Origin of the sequence: Nonomuraea pusilla (assembly GCF_900109355.1) — a bacterium.
Taxonomy (GTDB): Bacteria; Actinomycetota; Actinomycetes; order Streptosporangiales; family Streptosporangiaceae; genus Nonomuraea; species Nonomuraea pusilla.
Window position 1 is genome coordinate 56537 of sequence record NZ_FOBF01000019.1, and the last position, 22437, is coordinate 78973.

Here is a 22437-nt window from a genome sequence, read left to right on the forward strand (position 1 = left end):
CACGTCGCCTGGTGCTCATTCCGTACGCAGCGCTTCGGCGATGGTCAGCCTGGCGGCCGAGCGCGCGGGCAGGTACGCGCCCAGCATGGCGATGGCGACGCCCGCCACGGCCAGTGCGGCCAGTGCTGTGGCCTGCCAGACGTCGAGCAGGATCTCAGGTGCGGTGAGCCCCGCCGCGTTGAGCATGGCCAGCACGATGACCCGGTGCGAGGCGATGCCGATGGGGATGCCGACCAGGCCGCCGAAGGCGCCCAGCGCCGCCATGGACGTGATCATCATCAGCGTCACCTGGCGCGGGGTCATCCCGATCGACTTCAGCATGGCCAGGTCGCGACGGCGCTCGCTGGTGTCGAGCACCACGGTGTTGAAGACGCCCAGTGTCGCCACCGTGCCGAGGAGCAGGGTGAAGACGGACGCCGCGCTGATGACGGCCACGCTGTTCTGGTCCACCCGCGACTTCGTCTGCGGGTACAGGCCCGGTTCGGCTGCTTTGACGGCGGCGTTGAACTTCTCGACGTCGGCGCCCGGAGTGAGCCGCACCTCGTACTGAGTGGCGCTGCTGTTCGGGTCGAGCGCGGTCAGCGTGGGCCAGCTCGCGACGACGAGGTCGTTCGCGGCGTCCATGAGCTCGCCCACGATCGTGGCCTGGGTGTGGCCGCCGCCGAGCGCGAGCGTGAGCCGGTCGCCGACGCGCAGCCCGAACCGCTTCAGGAACGCCGAAGGGGCGGCGACCTCGCCAGGCCCGGAGATGTAGCGCCCGGCCACGACCACGTCGCCGCGGGTCGCGGCGTCGCCGCGCAGAAACTGGGCCTTGATCCGGCCCGTGTGGCCCGGCAACTGCACGTCGATCCAGGCGTCGGCGGTCACGTACCGCACGCCGGGCTGCGAGCGCAGCAGCGCCTCGATGGCGGCGTCGTTCAGCTTGGGCCTGGTCTGGTCGGGCCGTCCGACATGGACGACGGAATGGACGTGGCCGACGCGCTGTGCCGTGTCGCCGTAGGCGGTCATCGTCTGGAACAGGCCGGTGGCGAGCGTCACCGCGGCCACGCCGAGGATGATCGCGGCCAGCGTCAACGTCGAGCGGCCGGGGCGGGCGAACGGCAGGCCCAGGCCCAGGCTCACCGAGCGCGGCAGCGGAGTGCCCGACAGCAGGCCCTGGATCGCCTGCCCGCGTCCCGGTCGGGGCGCGCTGCCGGCCCGGATGGTCTCGGCGGCGGGCAGCCGGTGCGCGCGAGAGGCGGGGATGAACGCGGCCAGGACGACCACGGCCGGTACGCCGATCAGCGCCGCGAGATACACCCACAGGCTGACGGCCAGGCCGATGGACGACCCGATGCCCGGGAACGCGCGTTGCAGCAGCGGCTGTGAGACCAGGGCGCCGAGCCCGGTGCCGACCAGGCACCCGGCCAACCCGGGCAGCAGGACCATGGCCAGGTACACGGCCATGACCTGGTTGGGGGTGAACCCCAGGGACTTGAGCACCCCGATGTGGCGCTGCCCGGCGACAACGGCGCCGCCGATGACGTTCGCCACGATGAGCACCGCCACCAGAAGTCCCAGGAGACCGAACCCCACCAGGAACGGCAGGTAGGCGGCGGCAGCCCGGGAGACGTCCTGCTTGACGGCGAGGTAGGACTGCTGGCTGAGCACGCCGGAGGGCGGCAGCCCGGCGGTGGTGCTCGTCGTGGCCGCGCGCAGGTCGCCTTCCGTCTCCGCCTTGGTGAACCGGTAGAGCATCTGGGTGGTCTTCGGGTTCATCGTCTGCATCTGCGCGGGTGTGACCCAGGCCTCGGATGTCCTGCTGACGCTGGAGGCCAGGCCGACGATGGTGAAGTTCACCCCCTCCTGGGTCTGCACCGTGGCGCCGATCAGGTCGCTGAAGAGCGGCTCGACCGGCCGGTTCACCACGATCTCCCCGGGTTCGGCGGCCCAGCGGCCCGCCCAGAGGTCGATCTGGTCCACGGGACCGCCCGGACCGGGCCGTCCGACGACCGTGAGCGGTCCGGGCGGCAGGCTCTGCCGGGTGTCGGCGACGATGACCACGGTCTGGCCGAACGGCCCGGCCGCCGCCTCGACCCCTGGCTTGCCCGCCGTCCGCGTGAGCAGCGCGTCGGGAACCGTGGCCCGGTCGAACGTGGACACGACGTGCGCCCCGTGCTGCTTGGCGAAGGTCCGGTCGAAGGGCCCCGAGGAGGCCTCGAGCAGACCGAGCGCCACGACGATCGCCACGGTCGAGGACATGACCACCACGGCCAGGATCGTGCTCTGCAACCTTCGCTGCCGCACCGCCGCCAGCGCGGCGCTCCACACCACGCTCATGGGGCCCACTCCAGCTTGCGTTCGGCGGTCACCCGGCCGTCGGCCAGCTCGATCACCCGGCCGGCGCACCGCTCGGCCAGCCGTTCGTCATGGGTGACCAGTAGCAGCGTCTGGCCGATCTGGTGCAGGTCGAGCAGCAGGTCCATCACCTGCTCACCGGAGTGGCTGTCCAGCGCGCCGGTCGGCTCGTCGGCCAGTAGCACGGCCGGCCGGTTCATCACGGCGCGGGCGACGGCGACACGCTGGCGCTCGCCGCCGCTCAGCACCGCTGGGTACATGCGGGCGCGGTCGGCGATACCGAGTTCGTCCAGCAGTTCCAGCGCGCGTCTGCGGGACTGGGCGGCGGGCGTGCCGGTGAGCTGGGCGGCGAGCGCCACGTTGTCGAGCGCGGACAGGTCGTCGAGCAGGTTGAAGAACTGGAAGACCATGCCGATCCGGCGGCGCCTGAACAGTGCCAGCCCTGTCTCGTTCAACCCGGTCAGGTCCTCGCCGTGGACGATGACCCTTCCGGCACTGGGCCGGTCCAGCCCGGCGATCATGTTGAGGAGCGTCGACTTCCCGCAGCCCGATGGCCCCATCACCGCGACCGCCTCACCGGCACGGATCTCCAGCGAGACGCCGCCCAGTGCCACGGTCTCGCCGTATTGCCTGCGTACCTGATCAAGTTGTACGACGATTTCGGTTCCGGTTGTCATGGAAGGAAGCTACAAACGGTGCCGGAGGCCGGGCGTCCTTCCCCGGATGTAAATCCGCTCCGATGTCATCCTGTGGATGTAGTGCGGATCTCCACGCCGTTTGCCAGGGTGGAACGGTGGGCGGAGTCTGGGCGTACGCCGTGGTCGTCGTTGTGGTCGCGCTGCTGGGAGCCACGCTGTCGCTGAGTGTCGCGCTCGTGCGATCCCACCGGCGGCACCGCGAGGCCATCGAGGAGCGAGGCAGGCTCCTGGAGTTGGAGAGCAAGAGGGCCGCCAGGGCAGCGGTCGACGCCGAGCGGGCCAGGATCGCCAGGGAACTGCACGACATCGTCAGCCACAACGTGAGCCTCATGGTGGTCCAGGCCGGCGCGGCGCGCGAGGTGATGACCAGCAAACCGGACGAGTGTGTGGAGGCGCTCAAAGCGGTCGAACACGCCGGCCGCTCGGCGATGTCGGAGCTGCGGCACCTGCTGGGACTGCTCGCCCCTTCCCCGGACGGCGTCGAGGACTCCTTCGACGCCGGCCTCGTGCCGTCGCCGAGCCTGCGCGGCCTGAACACGCTGATCGACCGCTTCTCCTTCGCCGGGCTGAACGTGGAGACGCGCATCCTGGGCGACCCGCGCGTGCTGCCGCCGGGCATCGACGCGACGGTCTACCGGATCATCCAGGAGGCGTTGACCAACACGCTCAAGCACGCCGAGCCGGACGCGAAGGCCGAGGTGACGATCCGCTACGCCGCGAACCAGATACGTGTGGAGGTGCTCAACACCGGACCCAGCACGCTCACCGCTGGCCGGCCCGAGCAGCCGGCAGGGCGAGGCCGTGCCCTGCCGGTGGCGCAGCAGAGGAAAGGTGACGACGGAGCCGGGCGCGGCCTGCTGGGGCTGAGCGAACGGGTCGCCGTGTACGGCGGGGACCTGGACGCCCGGCGCCGCCTCGGCGGCGGTTACCGCATCCGCGCCCGCATCCCGCTGAACGCGCCGCCCGCCGGCGACCGGTCTGGCCCGCCCTCGGCGGGCACGTTGTCCCGACAGGACGGTTGATGACCCCCGAGCCTTCGCCCCGCGTGCTGATCGTCGATGACCAGGCGCTCATCCGGACAGGTTTCCGGCTGATCCTCACCACCCGCGGCATCGACGTGGTGGGGGAGGCGGCCGACGGCGTGGAGGCGGTGACGGCCGCCCGGGAGCTGCGGCCGGACGTCGTGCTCATGGACATCCGCATGCCCAACATGGACGGGCTGGAGGCGGCCAGACGGGTCCTGGCGCAGGATCCGGGCTGCCGCGTGCTCATGCTGACCACGTTCGACCTCGACCGCTACGTGTACGCCGCGCTGGCTCTCGGCGCGAGCGGCTTCCTGCTGAAGGACGTCACGCCCGAGCACCTGGCCAATGCCGTGCGGCTGGTCACCACCGGTGACGCCCTGCTGGCGCCGTCGATCACCCGGCGGCTCGTCGAGCGCTTCGCCGCGCAGGAGCCCGCCGGCGGCGCGCCGTCCAAGGACGTGCACGCCACCCTGGCCGGCCTGACCAGTCGCGAGATCGAGGTGCTGACCCTGGTGGGGCGCGGGTTGTCCAACGCCGAACTGGCCAAGGCGCTGACGCTGAGCGAGACCACGGTGAAGACCCACGTCGCCCGCATCTTCACCAAGCTGGCTCTGCGTGACCGCGCCCAGGCCGTCGTCGTCGCCTACGAGACCGGGCTCGTCACCGCGGGCACCGGCAACTGACCGGCTCGGTCGGCGGGAGCGCTCACTGCCGGGCCTCGGCCAGACCGAGCACCTCGAACTCGGCGGCCCGATCCCCGCTGATCGAGGCCAAGGGCGGCGACGTGGGGGCCAGCACGCTCCGCAAGGGGCGGGCGCAACCGGCCGGTAGCGAGATCCTCGGCTCGTACGCTCACCGCCCTGTCCTGGTCGGCGCGTGCGTGCGGCCCGGAGACCACCTCCTCCTCACCATCGACCACGACCTGCACCCCGGGCAGCCGACGGCGCACCCGAGCCGGATCCGACATCGAAGACGAGTCAGCGGTCGGGCAACCTCGAAGACCGAGGGGTGGGGCTAAGGGGTTGGCTTGGTGATGCGCAAGGCGAAGTCCGCGTAGGCGTCGGCCACTTCGTCTGGCTCGTACGGCAGGGCGGAGTCGTACCAGTTCGCCACGCGCATCCCCATCCCGCTGATCGCGGTGACCGCGAGGAAGGCGTCGGGCACGTCGAAGACGCCCGCGGCGATGCCCTCGTTGATGATGTCGATGAGCAGCGTCCGGCCGGCCGCGCGGAGCATGAGCACGGGGCCGGCCAGCTCGGGGGAGAGGGCGTGCAGCTCGTTGTCGGCCACGACGGCGAGCATGGGGAACTCCGCGTGCGCCAGGACGTGCGCGCGGACGACCCGGCGCAGGCGCGACTCGGGGTCCGCCAGGCCTGTGGAGGCCGCCTCGGTGAGCCGCCGGTGGTGCTCCTCGTGGCCGATCCGCACCAGCTCGGCCAGGACGTTCTCCTTCGTGGGGTAATGGGAGTAGAGGGTCGCCGATCGGATGTCGCAGGCCAGCGCGAGGTCGCGGATGGAGGTGCCGTAGAAGCCCCGTTCGGCGAAGAGCCGCAGCGCCTCGCGGAGGATCCGGCCGGAGGTGCCCTGCAGCAGGATGTGCTCAGGCAACCGGATCTCGGAGGCGGCGATCCTGCGCAGGGTCCCCAGAGCTGCCGATCGATCGTTAGTCACGCGCTCATTCTGCCAAGGTGTCAGCCCGGTTGGTCTCCTTGAGCGCCAGGGCGCAGACGAGGGAGACCAGCAGGGAGACGCACACGTAGGCGGCCACGGCCCAGATGCCGGAGGCGGTGAGCAGGGCGGTGGCGATCAGCGGGGCCAGCCCGCCGCCGAGGACGGCGCCGATCTGACCGGCGACGCAGGCCCCGCTGAAGCGTACGGCGGTTCTTCACTGGGGGACGAGCGCGTTGCGGCGGACGTCCGACCAGGTGTCGCGGTCCACGCACATGCCGCAGGCCGGACCGTGGAACAGGGCGCGCGCCTCGGGGTCGTCCATGAGCTGGAAGCGCCACCAGGCGGTGGTGGGCGCGGCGAACGGTCCGGGGTCGCCGACGACGGTGAAGTGGTCGGCGCCGCGCACCTCGCCGTAGATCGCCGGGATGTGGTCCGCGTCGTCGAAGAAGGCCTTGACCAGCGAGGGCCAGACGATGGAGTCGTACTGGCCGGCCATGAGGAAGGCGGGGCCGTGGACGGCGTCGATGTCGGCGAGCGGGCCGGGCTGGATGGGCAGGATGCTGTCGACCCGGGCGTCGGCGCCGACGACGATGGCCGCGGCGCCGCCCTGGGAGTGCCCGGAGGCGCCGATGCGCGTCAGGTCGACCTTGCCGTGGAAGATGCTCGACGGGTCGGCGTCGCGTCGGGTGAGGGCGTCGATCCCGGCACGCATGGAGATGCCGAGGTTCGACATCGGAGTGTTGGCGGCGGAGACGATGAAGCCGTGGCTGGCCCACTGCAGGAGCAGGTCGCGGTAGACGAGCGGGGCGCCGCCCGTGCCGTTGCCCCAGACGATCACCGGGTGGCGGCGGCCGCTCTGGGCGATGTCGCGCGGGTAGTAGAGGGTGTTGACCACGCCGATCTCCATGGCGGTCGCGTAGGGGCCGGGGGCGCCCCAGTCGGTGCTCGCGGCCTGGGCAGGAGCCGTGCCCAGGGTGAACACGAGAAGCAGGGGGACGAGCAGGCGTCGCAACAAGACGGCCTCCTTGGTTGGGGGGTTGAACGAATCCTGTACACGGCTGAGGCCGCCGTCTCTCCGCACTTGGGGCAAGAATTGACGCGCCGGTTTGGGCAATGTGACGATCACGGGATGTCCGACCTGCACAGCGGGATGCAGCGGAGGGTGCGGGAGCTCACCACCGCGGTGATCGCCCGGTGCGCCGCCGACGTGCCGTTCTACCGGGAGTTGCCGCCCGAGACCCTCCACGGTGAGGTGACCCGCTCGGTCTCGGAGGTCCTCACGATCCTGCTGCGGACACTCGGCCGGCCTGACGCCGTCGGCCCGGCCGATCTCACCCGCGTCATCGAGTGGTCCGTGCGCCGCGCCGTGGACCGGCTGCCGCTGGAAGCGGCGCTGACCGCCTACCTCATCGGCGCCGAGGTCTGGTGGCAGGCGCTGACCGAGGTGGCCGAGCCTGAGGAGCTGGCCGCGGCCGGCAGAGGGATGCTCGGCTGCCTGCGTACGGTGATGCCCGCCGTCGCCCTGGCGCACCAGCAGGCGCAGGAGGACATCAGGAGCGAGGACAAGCGGGTCCGACGGGCGCTGATCAGCGCGTTGCTGAGCGGTCATCCGTACGAGAGCCTGGCCGCGGCGGCGGGGGTGGAGGTGGTCCAGGCGTACGAGGTGCTGCTCCTCGACCTGGGGCAGCCCGCGCCGCCGGTCCGGCTCGTGCAGTCGGCGCTGGACGCGCACACCGGGACGCTGGTGCTGATGGATCACGTCGACGGAGTCGCGCTGCTGCCCGGCGGATGCGCTCTGGAGCGGCTCGCGGGCAGGCTGGCCGAGGTGGTGGGACGGCCGGTGCTGGCCGCCGCGGCGTCGGCCTCGTCCCCTGGGGCGATCCCGGACGCGGCGCGGGAGGCCCGCGAGGTGCTGGCGCTGGTGCGCAGGCTCGCCCGGCCGCCCGGCGTCTACCGCCTGGACGACGTGCTGCTCGAACACCAGCTCGCCCGTCCGGGCGCGGGCCTGGCACGGCTGGCCGCCAAGCTGGCGCCGCTCGACGGCCATCCCCATCTGCTGGAGACGCTGCGGGCCTTCGTCAACCGCGGGCACAACCGTCGCCAGACCGCGCTCGACCTGCACATCCACCGCAACACGCTGGACTACCGGCTGCGGCGGGTGAGCCTGCTGACCGGGCTGGACCTCGCGGATCCCGCGCAGGCGCGGCTGCTGGGGGCGGCGGTCACCGCGCGCGATCTAGCCAGACCCTGAGCTCCTCGTCCCGCGGCGCGTGCACGACGCCGGAGCCGGGGGAGTCGAAGACCATGACGGGCCGGGAGGAGTCCCACCGCTGCCAGCCCGGGTCCCCGGTCGCGGCGAAGGCGATCCAGGCCCGGTGCATCGTGTCGGCCAGTTCCTGCGGGGCCTCGTCGCCAGCCAGTTCGCGGCAGTGCCGCAGGTTGTCGAAGACGAAGCCGATCTCCAGGCCGTGGCAGGCGCGCAGGTCCATGACCTCGGACCTCCAGGCGAACTCGTAGACATGGGCGCGGTCCACGCTGTCGGCCAGGCGGTTGAGCGGGGCGCGCAGGAGCAGGTCGGTGGCCATCTCGCCGAGAATCTCCCCGGACTTGGCGCCGGGCCGGCTGGAGCGGTAGAGCCGGGCGGCCCGTCCCGGGACGCGGAGCTTCAACAGGGCCAGGCGCAGCATGAGCCGGCTGACCCGGTCCACGGCTCCGGTGGGGACGAACCAGAGACGGTACTCCTCCCGGTTGGCGCCGATGAGGAGGCCGGCCTCGACCGGACCGGCGTCCGGCTCCGTCACGACGTGGAAGCCGGGCCCGCCGGTGATCGGGTCGGCCTTGCCGACCACCTCGACCTGTGCGTCGAGCAGCCGCTCCCGGTCGATCGCGGCGAACGCCTCGGCGGTGGCCGGAACCCCCAGCTCGGCCGCCATCAGCTTGACGATTCTCGCGGCCTCCTCGCGGGTCACGGTGTGCGGCGGGCCGCTCTGCATGATCGCTCGGTGGAACAGGCCCTTGGCGCGCGGGCTGGTGAGCAGCGCGCCGATGCTGATCGCGCCCGCCGACTCGCCGAAGGCGGTGACGTTGCCGGGGTCGCCGCCGAAGGCGGCGATGTTGTCGCGTACCCACTCCAGCGCGGCGATCTGGTCGAGCAGGCCGCGGTTGTCGGGCGCGTCGGGGAAGACGCCGAAGCCCTCGACGCCGAGCCGGTAGTTGATCGAAACCAGGACGACGCCGTCCCTGGCGAAGGCGTGCCCGTCGTACAGGGCCAGACTCGATGAGCCGTTGCGCAGGGAGCCGCCGTGGATCCAGACCATCACGGGACGCGCGCCGTCGTCCGCGCCCGGGGTCCAGACGTTCAGGTTGAGGCACTCGTCGCCGGGGATCTGCTCCTCGGGGATGAGCCGGTCGAGCGGCGGCCGGTAGGGCCGCTTGGGGGCGGTCGGCCCGAACTCCGACGCGTCACGGACCCCCTCCCAGGGCTCCACGGGCGCGGGGGCGCGGAAGCGGTGAGCGCCGAAGGGAGGCGCCGCGTAGGGAATGCCCCGGAAGACCTGGATCCCGTTCTGGAGTCGGCCGCGGATTCTGCCGTGCCGGGTGACCGCGATGATGTCCATGACGCGGATCCTACCGATCGATCGATCGGAACCAAGGGCGCCTGTTGCCCGTTCGCCGACGGTGACCGCGACCGGCCACAGGCCCCACCCTGTCGTCCAGCGTGATGGTCTGCCCGTCCGAGACGAGCACCCCGTCCATCGACCTGCCTGCGGTGTGGTGGTCCGATCTGCGGTGATGGGGGACATCACCGCAGACGCGCCCGCCGGAATCACCGGGCCACCGGGACAGAACGGCTAGCGCAGGTCGTCCCACTCCTGGAGGAGGTGGGTGGTGGCTGCTGCGGGGGCCGTGAAGGACCAGCGGCCCGGCGGCAGGTTCAGGGCGCAGCCTCCGTCGGCCAGTCTGGTGGTCGGCAGTTGCTCGCTGAGGCCCATGAGGAAGGTGCCGTTGACGGTCATGCCGTCCCACGCGCCGCGTACGGGCAGCACCGCGCGGGCGGTCACGCCGTCCGGCACGGCGAACGTGAACTGGACGCCGTCGGGCCCGGCGCGCCAGCCCGATTCGACGGTCCCCGACGCGCTCTCGTAGCGGGCGTGCGCCTGGCGCAGCAGCGGGACGGGCCCGGGACGCAGCAGCAGCTCGCCGAAGCCGCCGCCCGTCCCGCGCGGGTCGTCGCCGAGGCCCGCGACGTGCCGGAACAGCCAGTCGCCCACGCAGCCGTAGGCGTAGTGGTTGAAGGAGTTCATGGCGGGCGTCTGGAGGCCGTGCCGGTGGTGCCAGGCGTCCCAGCGCTCCCACATGGTCGTCGCCCCGGCGCGGAGCTGGTAGCGCCACGACGGATAGCCCTCCTGGTTGAAGATCCGGCACGCCAGGTCGTGGTGGCCGGTCTCCGACAGCACGGGCAGCAGCAGGGGCGTGCCGACGAAGCCCGTCATGAGCCGGTGCCCGTCGGCGCGGACCAGTTCGGCCAGCGCCTGCGCCGACGCGGCCCGGTCCTCGGGCGGGACGAGGTCCCAGGCGAGGGCGACGGCGTAGCCGGTCTGCGTCTCGGTGTGCAGTCTCGGCCCGCTGAGGAAGGCCCGCTGGAAGGCACCCGACACGCGGGTGAACGCCTCGCCGTACTCGGGCGCGTGCGGCTCGCCGAGCACGTCGGCCGCGTGGGCGACCAGGCGGAGGCTGCGGGCGAGGGCGGCGGTGGCGATGAGGCTCCTGGGCGTCTCGACCGTGCCGGGGGCCAGCCAGTCGCCGAGGGCCCTGCCCGGTCTGATGCCGTCGTCGGTCTGGGCCAGGCAGTAGTCGGCCCACCGCCGCATCGGGTCGTACGCGCGGCGCAGCGTGCGGTCGTCGCCGTAGCGCCGCCACAGCAGCCACGGCACCTCGACCAGCGCGTCGGACCACACGGGGGAGTCGTATCCGTACTCGGGCAGGACCGGCGCGACGTGCGGGACGGCGCCGTCGGCCCGCTGCCCGTCGATCAGGGTCGTCACCCAGCCGGACAGGAACGCCTGGGTGTGCCGCAGGAAGCTGAGCGTCGAGCCGAACACCGAGATATCGGCCGTCCAGCCGGTCCGCTCGTCGCGCTGCGGGCAGTCGGTCGGCACGCTCACCAGGTTGCCGTCCGCCGACGCGCCGATGTTGGCGACGAGTTGCCGCACGGCGGGGTCGCTCACGGTCAGCGTGCCGGTGACGGCGAGCGCGGAGGACAGCAGCACCGCCTCCAGGTCGTCGGGGGTCAGCGTGCCGGGCCAGCCGGTGATCTCGGCGTAGCGGAACCCGTGGAGGGTGAACGCGGGCTCCGCGACGTGCGAGCCGGGGCCGAGGACGAACTCGTCACGCTGGTCCGCGGTGCGCAGGTTGTCGGTGTAGAGCCGCCCGGTCGCGGTCAGCTCCTCCCCGTGCCGCACGACGATCCGTACGGGGCCGGGCGTCTCGACGCGCAGCCGTACGCGCCCGACGACGTTCCGCCCGAAGTCGGCCACCTGGACGCCCGGCGCGGGTTCGGTCACGGACACGGCGGGCACGGTGCCGATGACCCGCACCGGGGGAGCGGGGTCGGCCTCGACCAGGATCTCCGGGACCGTGATCTCCGAGGCGGGTCCGACCCGCGGGGAGGGGGCCCGGACGGTCTCGCCCATCACCAGGTCGGCGCGCGGGCGGCCGAGGTCGCGCCGGGTCCAGGTCGCGTCGGTCGCGAACACGCGGCGGACCCCGTCGTCGTCCCGCACGAGCACCTGGGCGCCGGCGGCGGGCCGGTCGCCGTAGCGGCGCGGGCCTCCTCCGGCGACGTGGCCCGCGTACCAGCCGGGAGCGAGCCACAGCTCCAGCTCGTTCTCGCCGGGCACGAGCAGCTCCGTGAGCTCCAGCAGCCGGTAGCGCGTCCGGTGGCGGTAGTCGGTCCAGCCGGGGGCGAGCTCCTCATCGCCCAGCCGTTCCCCGTTGAGCAGCGCCCGGTAGACGCCGAGCGCGGTGGCGGCCAGCCAGGCGCGCCCGGGAGCGGGACGCCAGGTGAACGACCCGCGCAGGCTCACCGCCGCCTCAGGGTCGCCCGCCAGCCAGGGGGCGTCCCACCGGCCGCGCGCCCGCAGCCCGGTGGTGAACGCGCCGGTCGCGTGCCCTTCGACCGTCCACGTGTACGGCGTCAGCGGCGCCAGCGACTCATCCGGCACGTCCACGCCGTGCGATCCGGCGGGCACGGACGACCGCCACACCTCGCGCCCGTCCGAGGACACCACCACGGTGGCCTCCGCGAGCAGCCGGGCGTTCCACGACAGCCGGGGCGACGGCTCGTCCACACCCACCGGATCCGGCAGTCCGCACGTCAGCCCCGCCCGCGAACCGGGCAGGACCGGGCGGATGTAGGGCGTCTGCGCGCCCGAGACCTGCACCCCCGAGTTCCGGTTCACGCATCGAGCCCGGTCGTGAAGGCGTTGTGCAGGCCGTCGACGTCGACGCCGGACAGGCTCGGCGCCATCACGTTGATCAGCAGCACGAAGCACGCGTCCTGCTCCGGGTACATCCACCACTGGCAGCCGGAGGCGCCGCCGTGGCCGTACAGCCGCCGTTCGAGCAGCCCGGGAGCGGAGTGGCGCAGGTTCCATGTGAGGCCCCAGTCCTGACCGGCGTTGACGGGGTCGGGCTGCAGCTTGACCAGGCCCGTCGTCTGCGGGGTCGTCATCGCGGCCAGGGTGGTGGGGTGGATCAGCGCGCGGTCGCCGCGCAGCAGCGCCGCGCCCAGCGCCAGGAGGTCCTCGGCGCGGGAGAACAGCGCCCCCGCCGGGTGGCGGAGCCGTACGAACGCGTCGAAGTCGAAGCCGGGCCCGAGCAGTTCGAGGCCGTGGACCTCGGCCGCGTCGCACGCCGGGTCGAAGGTGCTGCGCCCGCCGCCCGGCACCAGCGGGTTCAGGTCGGAGTCGATCACGCCCGCCACGTCGCGGCCCGTGACGTCGCGGATCATCTCCGCGATCCCGGCGAAGGCCAGGTTGGAGTACTGGCTGAGCGTGCCCGCCTCGAACATCGACGGCGCGGTGACGAGGTGCTCCACCAGGTCGTCGGGGGTGAGCGTCTGCTCGGCGATGCCGCTGGTGTGGGTGAGCAGGTGCCAGAGCGTCACGTCGGGCCGCGCGAAGCCCGGCAGCACGTCCCGCAGCGGGCGGCGCAGCGACAGCAGCCCGCGCTCGACCTGGCGCAGGGCGGCCAGGCCCACCAGCGGCTTGGTCACGGAGAACAGCGCGAAGTGGTCGTCGGTCCTGGTGGCGCGGCCGTCGTGCGCGCCGAACGACTCCAGCACCTGGATCCCGCCGGAGGTGGCGGCGCCGAACACCGCGCACGGCAGCCGCCCCTCCTTGATCTCGCGCCTGACCCAGTCGAGCGCGATGTCGTGAGTGGTCATCCCTTGAGTGCACCTTCCGTGAGGCCGGCCAGGACGCGCTTCTGCGCGACGACGTACACCGCCACGAGGGGCAGCGTGGTGAGCAGGACGTGGGCGAAGACGAGGTTCCAGTTGAGGCTCTGCAGGGTGCCGGAGGCGAACTGGAACAGGCTGAGCGGCAGCGTGGCGTTCGCGCTGCCCTGCAGCAGGAAGAGGGCGAAGAAGAAGTCGTTCCAGACGTTGATGATCAGGATCACGCCGCCGACGAACAGCACCGGCCGCAGCAGGGGCAGCAGGACGCGGACGAAGACCTGCGGACGGGAGGCGCCGTCGATGGCGGCGGCGTCCTCCAGGTCGCGGGGGAACGCCCGGACGAACCCGGTCGCCAGGAAGATCACGACGCCCAGGCGGCAGCCGGTCATCGTCAGCACGTAGCCGAGCGAGCCGCCGTCCAGTGACAGGGCGCGCAGCAGGTAGACGGTCGGGATGATCGACGGCGGCAGCAGGATCGACAGCCCCATCACGAAGTAGGCCGCCTGCAGCCACCGCGACCGGCTGCGCCCGAACGCCCACGCCGCCGCCGCGCCGAGGAGCACCACGGCCATCACGATCGGCACGGTCACCTTGAGGCTGTTGACCAGCCCCGTCAGGTAGCCGCCCCGGTCGAGCACGATGCCGTAGTTCTCGGCGATCGCCCACGTCCTGGGCAGGCCGAGGCCCAGCTCGGCGGCCTCGCCCGCGGGCTTGAACGAGTTGACGACCACGAGCCAGATGGGCACGAGCACCCACGGGATCGCGAAGAGCGTCAGCGCCGTGTACTTGAGCACGGCCCTCATGCCGTCACCTCCCTGCGCCGCAGCCACCACACGAGGGGCACGGCGGTGGCGATCACCAGGAGCGTCACGGTGAACCCGAGCGCGCTGGCGGAGCCGAAGAAGCCCTGCCCCCACTGCTGGCGCATCACCACGTTCAGGGCCCGCGTGTGGTCGCCGGGCCCGCCGCCGGTGGTGGCGGCGATCACGTCGTACGCGCTGAGCGCGCCCACCAGCGTGACCGCCACGTTGAAGGTCAGCGCCGGGGCGAGCAGCGGGAACACCACCCGCCGGAACCTGGTCCACGGCCCGGCCCCGTCGACGGTCGCCGACTCCAGCAGCGACTCCGGGATGCCGTTGAGGCCCGCGATGTAGACGAGGGTGATCAGCCCGCTCCACTTCCACGCGTCGATGAACGCGACCGTCACCAGCGCGGTGGACGGTTCGCCCAGCCACGCCCACTCGATGCCGAGGAAGGAGTTGACCGCCCCGTCGGGGGCGAGGAGGCCGCGCCAGATGTATCCGGCGGCCAGCGGCGAGACGAGCGTCGGCAGGAAGAACGCGGAGCGGAAGACGGTGTTGATCCCGCTGGTCCGCTGGAGGGCCAGGGCCAGCGAGAGGCTGACCGTGTTCTGGATCGCCATGCACAGGATCGCGTACAGCACGGTCACGGTGACGGCGTTGGCCAGCAGGTCCTGGTCGATCAGCGTGCGGACGTTCTCCAGCCCGTTCCAGGTGATCTCGGCTCGGAAGCTCGTCCAGGAGGAGAACGCGAACCGGACGTTCAGCAGGAACGGGGCGACGAAGAAGACCGTGACCAGCACGATCGCGGGCAGTGCCCACGGCAGCCAGGCCGCCCTGTTCCGCATCACCATCCGGGCAGTCCCGCCGCCTTGGCCGCCTGCTCGACCTGGCCCTGCAGCTGGGTCGCCGCCTTCTGCGGGTCCTTCTGCCCGGCGATCAGCTCGGACATGAGCTGGGCCAGCCCGCCCATGCCGGGGATGTCGGAGTTGAAGGCGATGACCGCGCCGGTGTCGTACGCCTTCTTGACGTCCTGCAGCACGGCCGGGACGCCCTGCGGGTCGGGCACGTCCTTGAACACGGGGAAGGTCTTGGACGCGGTGACGTACTCGGCGTAGGCGGGGCCGGTCATGAAGCGCACGAAGTCGAGCGACGCCTTCTCCCGCGCCGCGTCACCGGTCTTGGGCAGGTAGAACGTGCCGATCGGGCCGGGTGCGTAGGTCACGAGCGGCTTGTCGCTCGACAGGCCGGCGAAGCCGACGGTCTCGTCGACGGTCTTCTGGTCGCCGCCCGCGGCGGCGAGGAGGGCCGGGAGCATGTCGGAGTGCTGGGCGACCATGGCGGCCTCGCCGGTCACGAGGGCCTTCATGGAGTCCTCGAACTTGGCGGTGACGATGTCCTTGTTGAAGCAGCCGTCGGCCTTCAGCTTGGCGTAGGCGGTCAGGCCGGAGACGAAGGGCGAGCCGGGGTCGGCCAGGGTGCTGGTGTGGGAGGCGATGGCCTTGCCGTACGCGTTGGACTGGTTGGCGCCCGCCAGGTAGAGGATGGGCAGGATCTGCACCGGCCAGATCGACCCGCCCGACTCGAAGACCGGCGTGACCCCGGCGGCCTTGAGCTTGGGGCAGGCGGCGGCGAGTTCGGTGAAGTTCGTGGGCGGGGTCAGCCCGGCCGCGGCGAAGACCTTCTTGTTGTAGTAGAGGCCGAAGACCTGGGGGAAGCCGGTGATGGCGGCGTAGACCTTGCCGTCGACGGACCCGGCGGTCCGGTAGAGGTCGCCGGACCTCCCGATGTACGCCTCGCCGGTCAGGTCGCGCAGGTTCTGGGCCGGGTTGAGGGCGAGCAGGCCGCTCACCGTCGCGTGGTACTCCAGGATGTCGGGGCGGTCGCCGGTGGCCCACTTGGTCTGGGTGGTGTCCTCGAAGCCGTCGGACGGGATCGACACGAGCTCGATCTTGTGGCCGGACTGCTTCTCGAACTTCTTGTACATCTCCAGCAGCGGCGCCGGGTCCGCGCTGTTGTGCCAGAGGGTCAGCTTCACCTGACCGGTCCCCTCGGGGGCGGACGACCCGCAGCCGGAGAGGGACAGGGCGAGGACGGCGCCTATCGCCGCGCCGAGCGGACGAGATGGTGCTCTCACGCTCGTGCTCCTGTTCATGTGGGGGAATGTGTAGAACGTTCTACGGCATGGCGGAAACGCCCGTCAAGGGGTGGACCTGAGCAGTGGTGGCGGGCTAGCCTCTGCTCTCAGCGCAGTGTGTAGTTCGTTCTACGAGAACCCGAAGGATGGCGTGTGACGAGCGGACGGGTGACGATCGCCGACGTGGCCAGGCGGGCCGGGGTTTCCACGGCCGCCGTGTCCAAGGTGGTGCGCGGGGCCTACGGCGTGAGCGCGGAGATGCAGGCCAAGGTGACGCAGGCCATCGACGAGCTGGGCTACCGCCCGCACGCCGCGGCCCGCGCCCTGCGCGGACGCACCTACACCCTCGGCGTCATGCTCTCGGACACCCGCAACCCGTTCTTCCCCGACATCATCGAGGGCGTCACCGGCCGGCTGCGCGACACCGAGTACCAGGTGCTGCTCGGGCCCGGCGGGATCGAGCCGAGGACGCAGGCCAGGATGACCGACGCCATGATCGACCGGAGCATGGACGGGCTCATCCTGATCTCGCCGGTCATGACGGACGCCGAACTCGCCGCCATCGCCGCGGCCGTCCCGGTCGTGGTGGTGGGCAGGCACGGCGGGGCCGGTGCCTCCAGCGCGGCGTACGACTCGGTCGTCGACGACGACGTGATGGGGGCGAGGCTCGTGGTCGACCACCTGGTCGGGCTCGGGCACACCCGGATCGCGCACATCACCCACCTGGAGCGGGCCCGCGCCCAGGGGCTGCCGCACACGGTGCGCGCCGAAGGCTACCGCCAGGCGATGCGCGCCCACGGGCTCGCCGACGACGTGCTGGCCACCTCCTTCACCGAGGAGGGCGGCTTCGAGGGCGCGAGGGAGCTGCTCGCGCGCGACGACCGGCCCACCGCGATCTTCGCCGGGGCCGACATCGCGGCGCTCGGCGTGCTGCGCGCCGCCGACGAGGCGGGCCTGTCGGTGCCGGAGGACCTCTCCGTCGCCGGGTACGACAACATCGGCATCGCCTCGCTCAAGCGCATCTCGCTCACGAGCGTCGACCAGGACGGGCACGTCATCGGGGCGACCGCCGCGCGCCTGCTCGTCGAACGCATCGAGGGACGCTCGCGATCGGTGGCGTCGTCGGTGTCGCCCACGCTGATCGTCCGCGGAACCACGGGACCGCCTCGCCTCTGAGGGCCGGCCGCACGCCCGGGGGAGTGTCGCGGACCACCTATTAAAACGATTTAATGGAAGGACCCCCCACGTGAGACGACTCGCTCTCCTCGCCCTTCTCCTCCCGCTGGTCGCGCCCGCGCAACCGGCCCTCGCCCGGACGGCCGCCCCGTCCTGCCCGGTCAGGGTCGACCCCGCGGCGTTCGCCTCCGAGGCCCGCCTGAGCACCCTGGCGGAGCAGCAGAAGGCGTTCGGCCCCAGGCCGACCGGCTCCACCGCGCACGCCGCCTACGTCGACTGGCTGGAGGACGAGATGGCGGCCGTCCCCGGCCTCCAGCTCTCCTCCCTGCCCTACGCCATCGACCGCTGGGACAGCCTCGGCACCGGCCTGACCGTCGGCGGCACGGCCGTGCAGGTCGCGGCCCCCGTGCCGTTCTCCTCCTCCACCGGCGCGGGCGGCGTCTCGGCGCCGCTCGTCCACCTGGCCGCGGGGACGAACATCACGGCGGCCAACGCCGCCGGGAAGATCGTCGTCAGGGACCTGCCGTGGACCAGCGTGCCCAACCTGCTGTTCTATCCGCTCGGCGGCCTCGGCTACTCCATGTACGACCCGGCCCTCACGATCAACATGCTCGGCTCGGAGTCGATGGAGGCCCCGGCCGCGGCCGACGCCGACCTCAAGGCGGCCGCCGCCGCGGGCGCGGTGGGCGTCATCGAGGTCAGCCAGCTCCCGCACGCCCAGATCCAGGGCATGTACGCGCCCTACGAGGGGCTGCCGTACGGCGTGCCCGGCGCGTACGTCGGCGCCGACCAGGGCAAGCAGATCAAGGACGCGCTGGCCGCCGGGCAGCCGGTCCAGGCCACGCTGACCGTGAACGCCGCCTGGACGCCGACGACGACCCGCACCCTGCTCGCGACGCTCCCCGGCGGGAGCGCCCAGAAGATCGTCGTGGAGAGCCACACCGACGGCATGAGCCCGGTGTGGGACAACGGCCCGCTCACCATGATCGAGATGGCCCGCTACCTGTCGTCGCTGCCGGTGGAGTGCCGTCCGCGCACCGTGCAGTTCGCGTTCGTGACCGGCCACCTCTACCAGCACCTGACCGGCCCCGGCGCGCGCGAGGGCGGCGCGGGACAGCTCGCCGCCCAGCTCGACGCCGAGTACGACCAGGGCGGGGTCTCCTCCGTCGTCGTGCTCGAACACCTCGGCGCCAAGCGCTACGACGCGGTCGCCAGGCCGAACGGCCTGCCGGGCAAGCAGCTCGTCGCCAGCCCCACCCTCACCGAACTGCTGATGGTCCCCGTCAGCGAGAGCACGCCGCTGCGCGAACTGGTCAGGGGCCACATCGAGTACTGGGACGTGAGGCGCACCGCCGTACTCAAGGGCCTGTCCGCGGCCGACCTCGCCACGGTGCCGCACCACTGCGGCTTCGGCGGCGAGGGCACGCCGTACAACCAGCACCTGCTGCCCGTCATCGCGCCCATCGCCGCGCCCAGGACGCTGTTCTCGCCGCAGTTCGGCGTCGAGGCGATCGACCTGCCGGTGATGCGCAAGGCGTCGCTCGCCTTCACCGACGTCGTGCTCGACCTCGGCCCCATGGACCAGTCGGCCGTCGCGGGCGACGTCACCGCCATGCGCCAGCAGCGCGCCTCCGGCACGCCGGGGTGCGCGTGAGCATGGACAGGAGGGCACTCGTGCGCCGGCACACCGTCGTCGACGCCGGGTGTCCGCTCACCGTCGGCAACGGGGAGTTCGCCTTCACCGCCGACGCCACCGGGCTGCAGACCTTCGCGCCGCTCGGCACGCTCGCGCAGTGGGGCTGGCACACGATGCCCAACCCCGAGGGCCACGCGCTGGAGGACGCGTTCACCGACTACGACGGCGTCGGTTATCCGGACCTGTATCCGGCCACCGAGGCGGGCGGCTGGCTGCACGTGAACCCGCACCGCCTGCATCTCGGCCGGATCGGGCTCGACGCCGACGAGGCCGCCCCGCTCGGCCGGTCCGCGCAGACCCTCGACCTGTGGACCGGCACGCTGTCCAGCTCCTTCGAGCTGGGCGGCCTGCCGTACGAGGTGGAGACGGTCTGCCACCCCGAGCGGGACCTGCTGGCCGTTCGCGTCGTGGGCGGCGCGGGGATCAGGATCGCCTTCCCCTACGCCAGCGACGGCTGGAACACCACCGCCGACTGGGACAAGCCGAACAGGCACACCACCACGTACACGCGGGACGGCTCGCGCTGCGACTTCACCCGCGTCCTGGACGAGGACCGCTACCACGTCGCGGCCGAGTGGACGGGAGCCGCACGGCTCACGTCGCCCGGCGCGCACGTGTACCTGATCCGGGGCGACGAGGAGCTGGAGCTCGTCGTCGAGTTCGCACCCCACCCCGTCGGGGCCGCCCTCCCGTCCTTCTCCCAGGTCCGTACGGCAGCCGCCGCCCACTGGGAGAGGTTCTGGACGAGCGGGGGAGCGGTGAGCTTCGACGGCAGCGCCGACCCGCGGGCGCCCGAGCTCGAACGCCGGGTCGTACTCTCGCAGTACCTCACCGCGGTCAACTGCGCGGGCTCCACCCCGCCGCAGGAGACCGGGCTGGCGGTCAACTCCTGGAGCGGCAAGTTCCACCTGGAGATGCACTGGTGGCACGCCGCCCACTTCGCCCTGTGGGGCAGGCCGGAGCTGCTGGAGCGGAGCCTGCCGTGGTACCGCTCGATCCTGCCGCGGGCCAGGGCCACGGCCGCGCGGCAGGGCTTCCGCGGCGCCCGCTGGCCCAAGCAGGTGGGGCCGGAGGGCAGGGAGAGCCCCAGCGAGATCGGCGCCTTCGTCGTCTGGCAGCAGCCGCACCTGATCTACTTCGCCGAGCTGCTCCGCAGGGTCCGCCCGGGGGCGCTGGAGGACTACCGGGACCTGGTGTTCGAGACGGCCGAGTTCATGGCCTCCTTCGCGGGCGGCGGGCATCTGGGGCCGCCCCTGGTCCCGGCGCAGGAGTCCTACTACGAGTCCAGGCGGTCGGTGCGGGATCCCACGTTCGAGCTGGCCTACTGGTGGTGGGGGCTGGAGACGGCCCAGCGGTGGCGGGTCCTGCTCGGCCTCGACCCCGACCCCGAGTGGACCAGGGTCCTGGACCGCCTGGCCCGGCCCCTGGTGCGCGACGGCGTCTACGCGGCCATCGGCGTGGAGCCGTACACGGTCAGGACCGACCATCCCTCGATGACCGGCGCGCTCGGGTTCGTGCCGCCCACCCCGCTGATCGACCCCGAGATCATGCGGGCCACCCTGCACGACGTGCTCGCCGACTGGGACCTGGAGAGCACCTGGGGCTGGGACTATCCGATGCTCGCCATGTGCGCGGCCAGGCTCGGCGAGCCCGACACCGCCGTGGACGCGCTGCTGATGGACGCCCCGAAGAACACCTACCTGGCCAGCGGCCACAACCACCAGTGGCCCGGCCTGCTGCCCCTCTACCTGCCGGGCAACGGCGGCCTGCTGGCCGCCGTCGCGCACATGGCGGCGGAGGGGTGCTTCCCCGAGGGCTGGCTGGTTCAGGCGGAAGGGGTGGTCGCGATGCCGTGATCGGGCCCGGCGAGCAGGGTGACCGTGTAGTGGCAGAGGTCGCCGGCCCACGACGTCAGCGTGGCGACGCGGCCCTCACGCACCTCCGAGGCGATGAACTCGGTGGCGCCGTAGACGATCAGGCGGGGCACCGCGGCACGCAGCGGCGGCAGCGAGGGGTCCTCCAGCCTGGCCCGCGCGGCCAGGGCCCCCAGCATGTCGAGGAAGGGCCGGTAGGCGGCGTCGCGCTGCTCGACGGCCCGCTCGCCCACCCTCGGCAACTCCACGAAGTACGCCTGCGCGTACTCGGGGCGCTCCTGCCACCACCGCAGGTAGGCGGCCATCCCGAGCCGGAGCGCCTCCCTCCAGCGGTCGCCCGCCCCCGACGCGGCCGCGCGGATCGAGTCGATCATCTCGGGCAGGTCGCGCTCGCATCCGGCGAGGAAGCACGCCTCCTTGTCGGCGAACTGGGCGTAGAAGGCGTTGCGCGAGACCCGCGCGGCGGCGATCACGTCCGGCACGGTCGTGGCGGCGTATCCGCGCCTCGCGACGAGCCTCAGCATGGCCTCCACGAGGCGGTCCCGCTGGGAGGCGCGCACCGTGTCGGGGGAGAGCCCGTGCCGCCCCCTGGGGAGCGGCCGGGCCGCCGGAACTTCCTTCTGTTCATGTCTTGACATCGCTCACCGATCGTACTTCCCTCTCTTTGGAGACGTTCACGTCTCCAAATAATCCGCGAGGTGACCATGGAGAACTTCACCCGTCGGCAGGCGTTGCGGGCAGGGGCACTCGGCCTCGTGTCGGCCGGATTGCTGTCGTGGACCACCGAGGCCGGCGCCGCCTCCACCATCGAGACGATCTACAAGGCGGCGGGTCCGTGGCCGGTCGCCACCGGCACCTCGGGCGGCCACCGGCTCTACTACCCGTCGACCCTGGGCGCGGGCGGCGTCACCCACCCGATCGTCACCTGGGGCAACGGCTCGTGGGCCACCCCCGACAACTATCCGGGACTGCTCAACCACCTCGCCTCATGGGGCTTCGCGGTGGTCGCCTCCACCGACACGACCACGGGCACCGGCGCCGAGATCCTCGCCGCCGCCCAGCACCTCATCGGCCTCGGCGCCGACCCCGCCAGCGTCTTCCACGGCAAGCTGGACACCGCCCAGGTCGCCGCCGTCGGCCACTCCCAGGGCGCGGGCGGATCCATCAACGCGGCCAACCACTCCGCCGGGCTGATCAAGACCGTCGTGCCGATCGCCGTGCCCGCGCAGTGGATGGCCAGCCCAGGAGACGAGTTCTCCGTCCCCGACCTGACCTGCCCGGTGCTCTTCCTCAGCGGCGCGAACGACTGGCTGATCTCCTCCGCCGGGACCGTGCAGGGCTACTACGACCAGGCCACCGCCGGGGCGGGCATGGCGCTGCTCAAGGGCGCGGGGCACAACGACATCCAGAACACCGGCGGGGGCTTCCTCGGCTACCTGACCGCCTGGCTGAGGTACCGCCTCCAGGCCGACACCCAGGCCCGCGGGGCGTTCGCCGGCGGCGCCCCCGAGCTCCCCACCAACACCGCCTGGCAGAACCAGGCGCTCAAGAATCTCACCTAGGA

General features: G+C 72.2%; 18 protein-coding genes. 7 read left to right on the forward strand and 11 right to left on the reverse strand.

Annotation, left to right across the window (positions count from 1 at the left end; translation table 11 throughout):
• Positions 1-15: 15 nt before the first annotated feature.
• Positions 16-2319, reverse strand: a complete 2304-nt coding sequence (locus BMX74_RS31650; protein ID WP_091104262.1) for an ABC transporter permease — start codon at positions 2317-2319, stop codon at positions 16-18.
• Positions 2316-3014, reverse strand: coding sequence for an ABC transporter ATP-binding protein (locus tag BMX74_RS31655; RefSeq protein WP_055510078.1), 699 nt, complete (start codon positions 3012-3014; stop codon positions 2316-2318). Before BMX74_RS31655 ends, BMX74_RS31650 begins: the two co-directional genes overlap by 4 nt.
• 116 nt (positions 3015-3130) lie before the next feature.
• On the opposite strand from BMX74_RS31655, the gene BMX74_RS31660 reads away from it, so the two are divergent.
• Together BMX74_RS31660 and BMX74_RS31665 are read left to right on the forward strand one after the other, a co-directional pair.
• The gene (locus tag BMX74_RS31660) at positions 3131-4057 is read left to right on the forward strand and encodes a sensor histidine kinase (protein WP_063792364.1); all 927 of its coding nucleotides are present in this window, start codon (positions 3131-3133) and stop codon (positions 4055-4057) included.
• Entirely contained in the window at positions 4057-4743 is a 687-nt protein-coding gene (locus BMX74_RS31665; protein ID WP_055510080.1) for a response regulator, read from the forward strand. The genes BMX74_RS31660 and BMX74_RS31665 overlap by 1 nt, the downstream gene beginning before the upstream one ends.
• Before the next feature lie 331 nt (positions 4744-5074).
• Here the strand turns inward: BMX74_RS31665 and BMX74_RS31675 are convergent, their stop codons facing one another.
• Together BMX74_RS31675 and BMX74_RS31680 are read right to left on the reverse strand one after the other, a co-directional pair.
• On the reverse strand, positions 5075-5731 hold the full coding sequence (locus BMX74_RS31675) for a TetR/AcrR family transcriptional regulator (RefSeq protein ID WP_256257376.1): 657 nt from the start codon (positions 5729-5731) through the stop codon (positions 5075-5077).
• A gap of 214 nt (positions 5732-5945) precedes the next feature.
• Positions 5946-6746: an alpha/beta hydrolase family protein gene (locus BMX74_RS31680; protein WP_091104265.1), complete on the reverse strand. Its 801-nt coding sequence runs from the start codon at positions 6744-6746 to the stop codon at positions 5946-5948.
• Positions 6747-6860: 114 nt separating this feature from the next.
• Between BMX74_RS31680 and BMX74_RS31685 the strand changes: the two genes are divergently transcribed.
• On the forward strand, positions 6861-7982 hold the full coding sequence (locus BMX74_RS31685; RefSeq protein ID WP_091104266.1) for a PucR family transcriptional regulator: 1122 nt from the start codon (positions 6861-6863) through the stop codon (positions 7980-7982).
• On the opposite strand, the gene BMX74_RS31690 is transcribed toward BMX74_RS31685, so the two are convergent.
• The 6 genes from BMX74_RS31690 to BMX74_RS31715 form a co-directional block, all read right to left on the reverse strand.
• Complete coding sequence (locus BMX74_RS31690) at positions 7954-9348, reverse strand: carboxylesterase/lipase family protein (protein WP_091104268.1); 1395 nt, start codon at positions 9346-9348, stop codon at positions 7954-7956. The two genes, BMX74_RS31685 and BMX74_RS31690, sit on opposite strands and share 29 nt — an antisense overlap.
• Before the next feature lie 234 nt (positions 9349-9582).
• Complete coding sequence (locus BMX74_RS31695) at positions 9583-12192, reverse strand: alpha-L-rhamnosidase (protein WP_177227592.1); 2610 nt, start codon at positions 12190-12192, stop codon at positions 9583-9585.
• A complete protein-coding gene (locus BMX74_RS31700; RefSeq protein WP_091104271.1) occupies positions 12189-13178 on the reverse strand; it encodes a serine hydrolase domain-containing protein in 990 nt (329 codons plus the stop codon). Before BMX74_RS31700 ends, BMX74_RS31695 begins: the two co-directional genes overlap by 4 nt.
• A complete protein-coding gene (locus tag BMX74_RS31705) occupies positions 13175-13993 on the reverse strand; it encodes a carbohydrate ABC transporter permease (protein ID WP_055510096.1) in 819 nt (272 codons plus the stop codon). The genes BMX74_RS31700 and BMX74_RS31705 overlap by 4 nt, the downstream gene beginning before the upstream one ends.
• A complete protein-coding gene (locus BMX74_RS31710; protein WP_256257377.1) occupies positions 13990-14838 on the reverse strand; it encodes a carbohydrate ABC transporter permease in 849 nt (282 codons plus the stop codon). Before BMX74_RS31710 ends, BMX74_RS31705 begins: the two co-directional genes overlap by 4 nt.
• Complete coding sequence (locus BMX74_RS31715) at positions 14838-16127, reverse strand: ABC transporter substrate-binding protein (protein ID WP_091104275.1); 1290 nt, start codon at positions 16125-16127, stop codon at positions 14838-14840. The genes BMX74_RS31710 and BMX74_RS31715 overlap by 1 nt, the downstream gene beginning before the upstream one ends.
• Positions 16128-16280: 153 nt before the next feature.
• Here BMX74_RS31715 and BMX74_RS31720 point away from each other — a divergent pair, with 153 nt between their 5' ends.
• From BMX74_RS31720 to BMX74_RS31730, 3 genes are all read left to right on the forward strand, one after another.
• A complete protein-coding gene (locus BMX74_RS31720; RefSeq protein ID WP_091104277.1) occupies positions 16281-17303 on the forward strand; it encodes a LacI family DNA-binding transcriptional regulator in 1023 nt (340 codons plus the stop codon).
• 70 nt (positions 17304-17373) lie between these two features.
• Positions 17374-18957 (forward strand): zinc-binding metallopeptidase family protein, encoded by a 1584-nt coding sequence (locus tag BMX74_RS31725; RefSeq protein WP_091104279.1) that lies wholly within the window; start codon positions 17374-17376, stop codon positions 18955-18957.
• Positions 18958-18977: 20 nt separating this feature from the next.
• Positions 18978-20855: a hypothetical protein gene (locus tag BMX74_RS31730; protein ID WP_218154111.1), complete on the forward strand. Its 1878-nt coding sequence runs from the start codon at positions 18978-18980 to the stop codon at positions 20853-20855.
• Here the strand turns inward: BMX74_RS31730 and BMX74_RS31735 are convergent.
• Entirely contained in the window at positions 20825-21511 is a 687-nt protein-coding gene (locus tag BMX74_RS31735) for a TetR/AcrR family transcriptional regulator (RefSeq protein WP_091104280.1), read from the reverse strand. The two genes, BMX74_RS31730 and BMX74_RS31735, sit on opposite strands and share 31 nt — an antisense overlap.
• 66 nt (positions 21512-21577) lie before the next feature.
• Here BMX74_RS31735 and BMX74_RS31740 point away from each other — a divergent pair, with 66 nt between their 5' ends.
• Complete coding sequence (locus BMX74_RS31740; RefSeq protein WP_091104364.1) at positions 21578-22435, forward strand: alpha/beta hydrolase family protein; 858 nt, start codon at positions 21578-21580, stop codon at positions 22433-22435.
• Positions 22436-22437 lie beyond the last annotated feature (2 nt).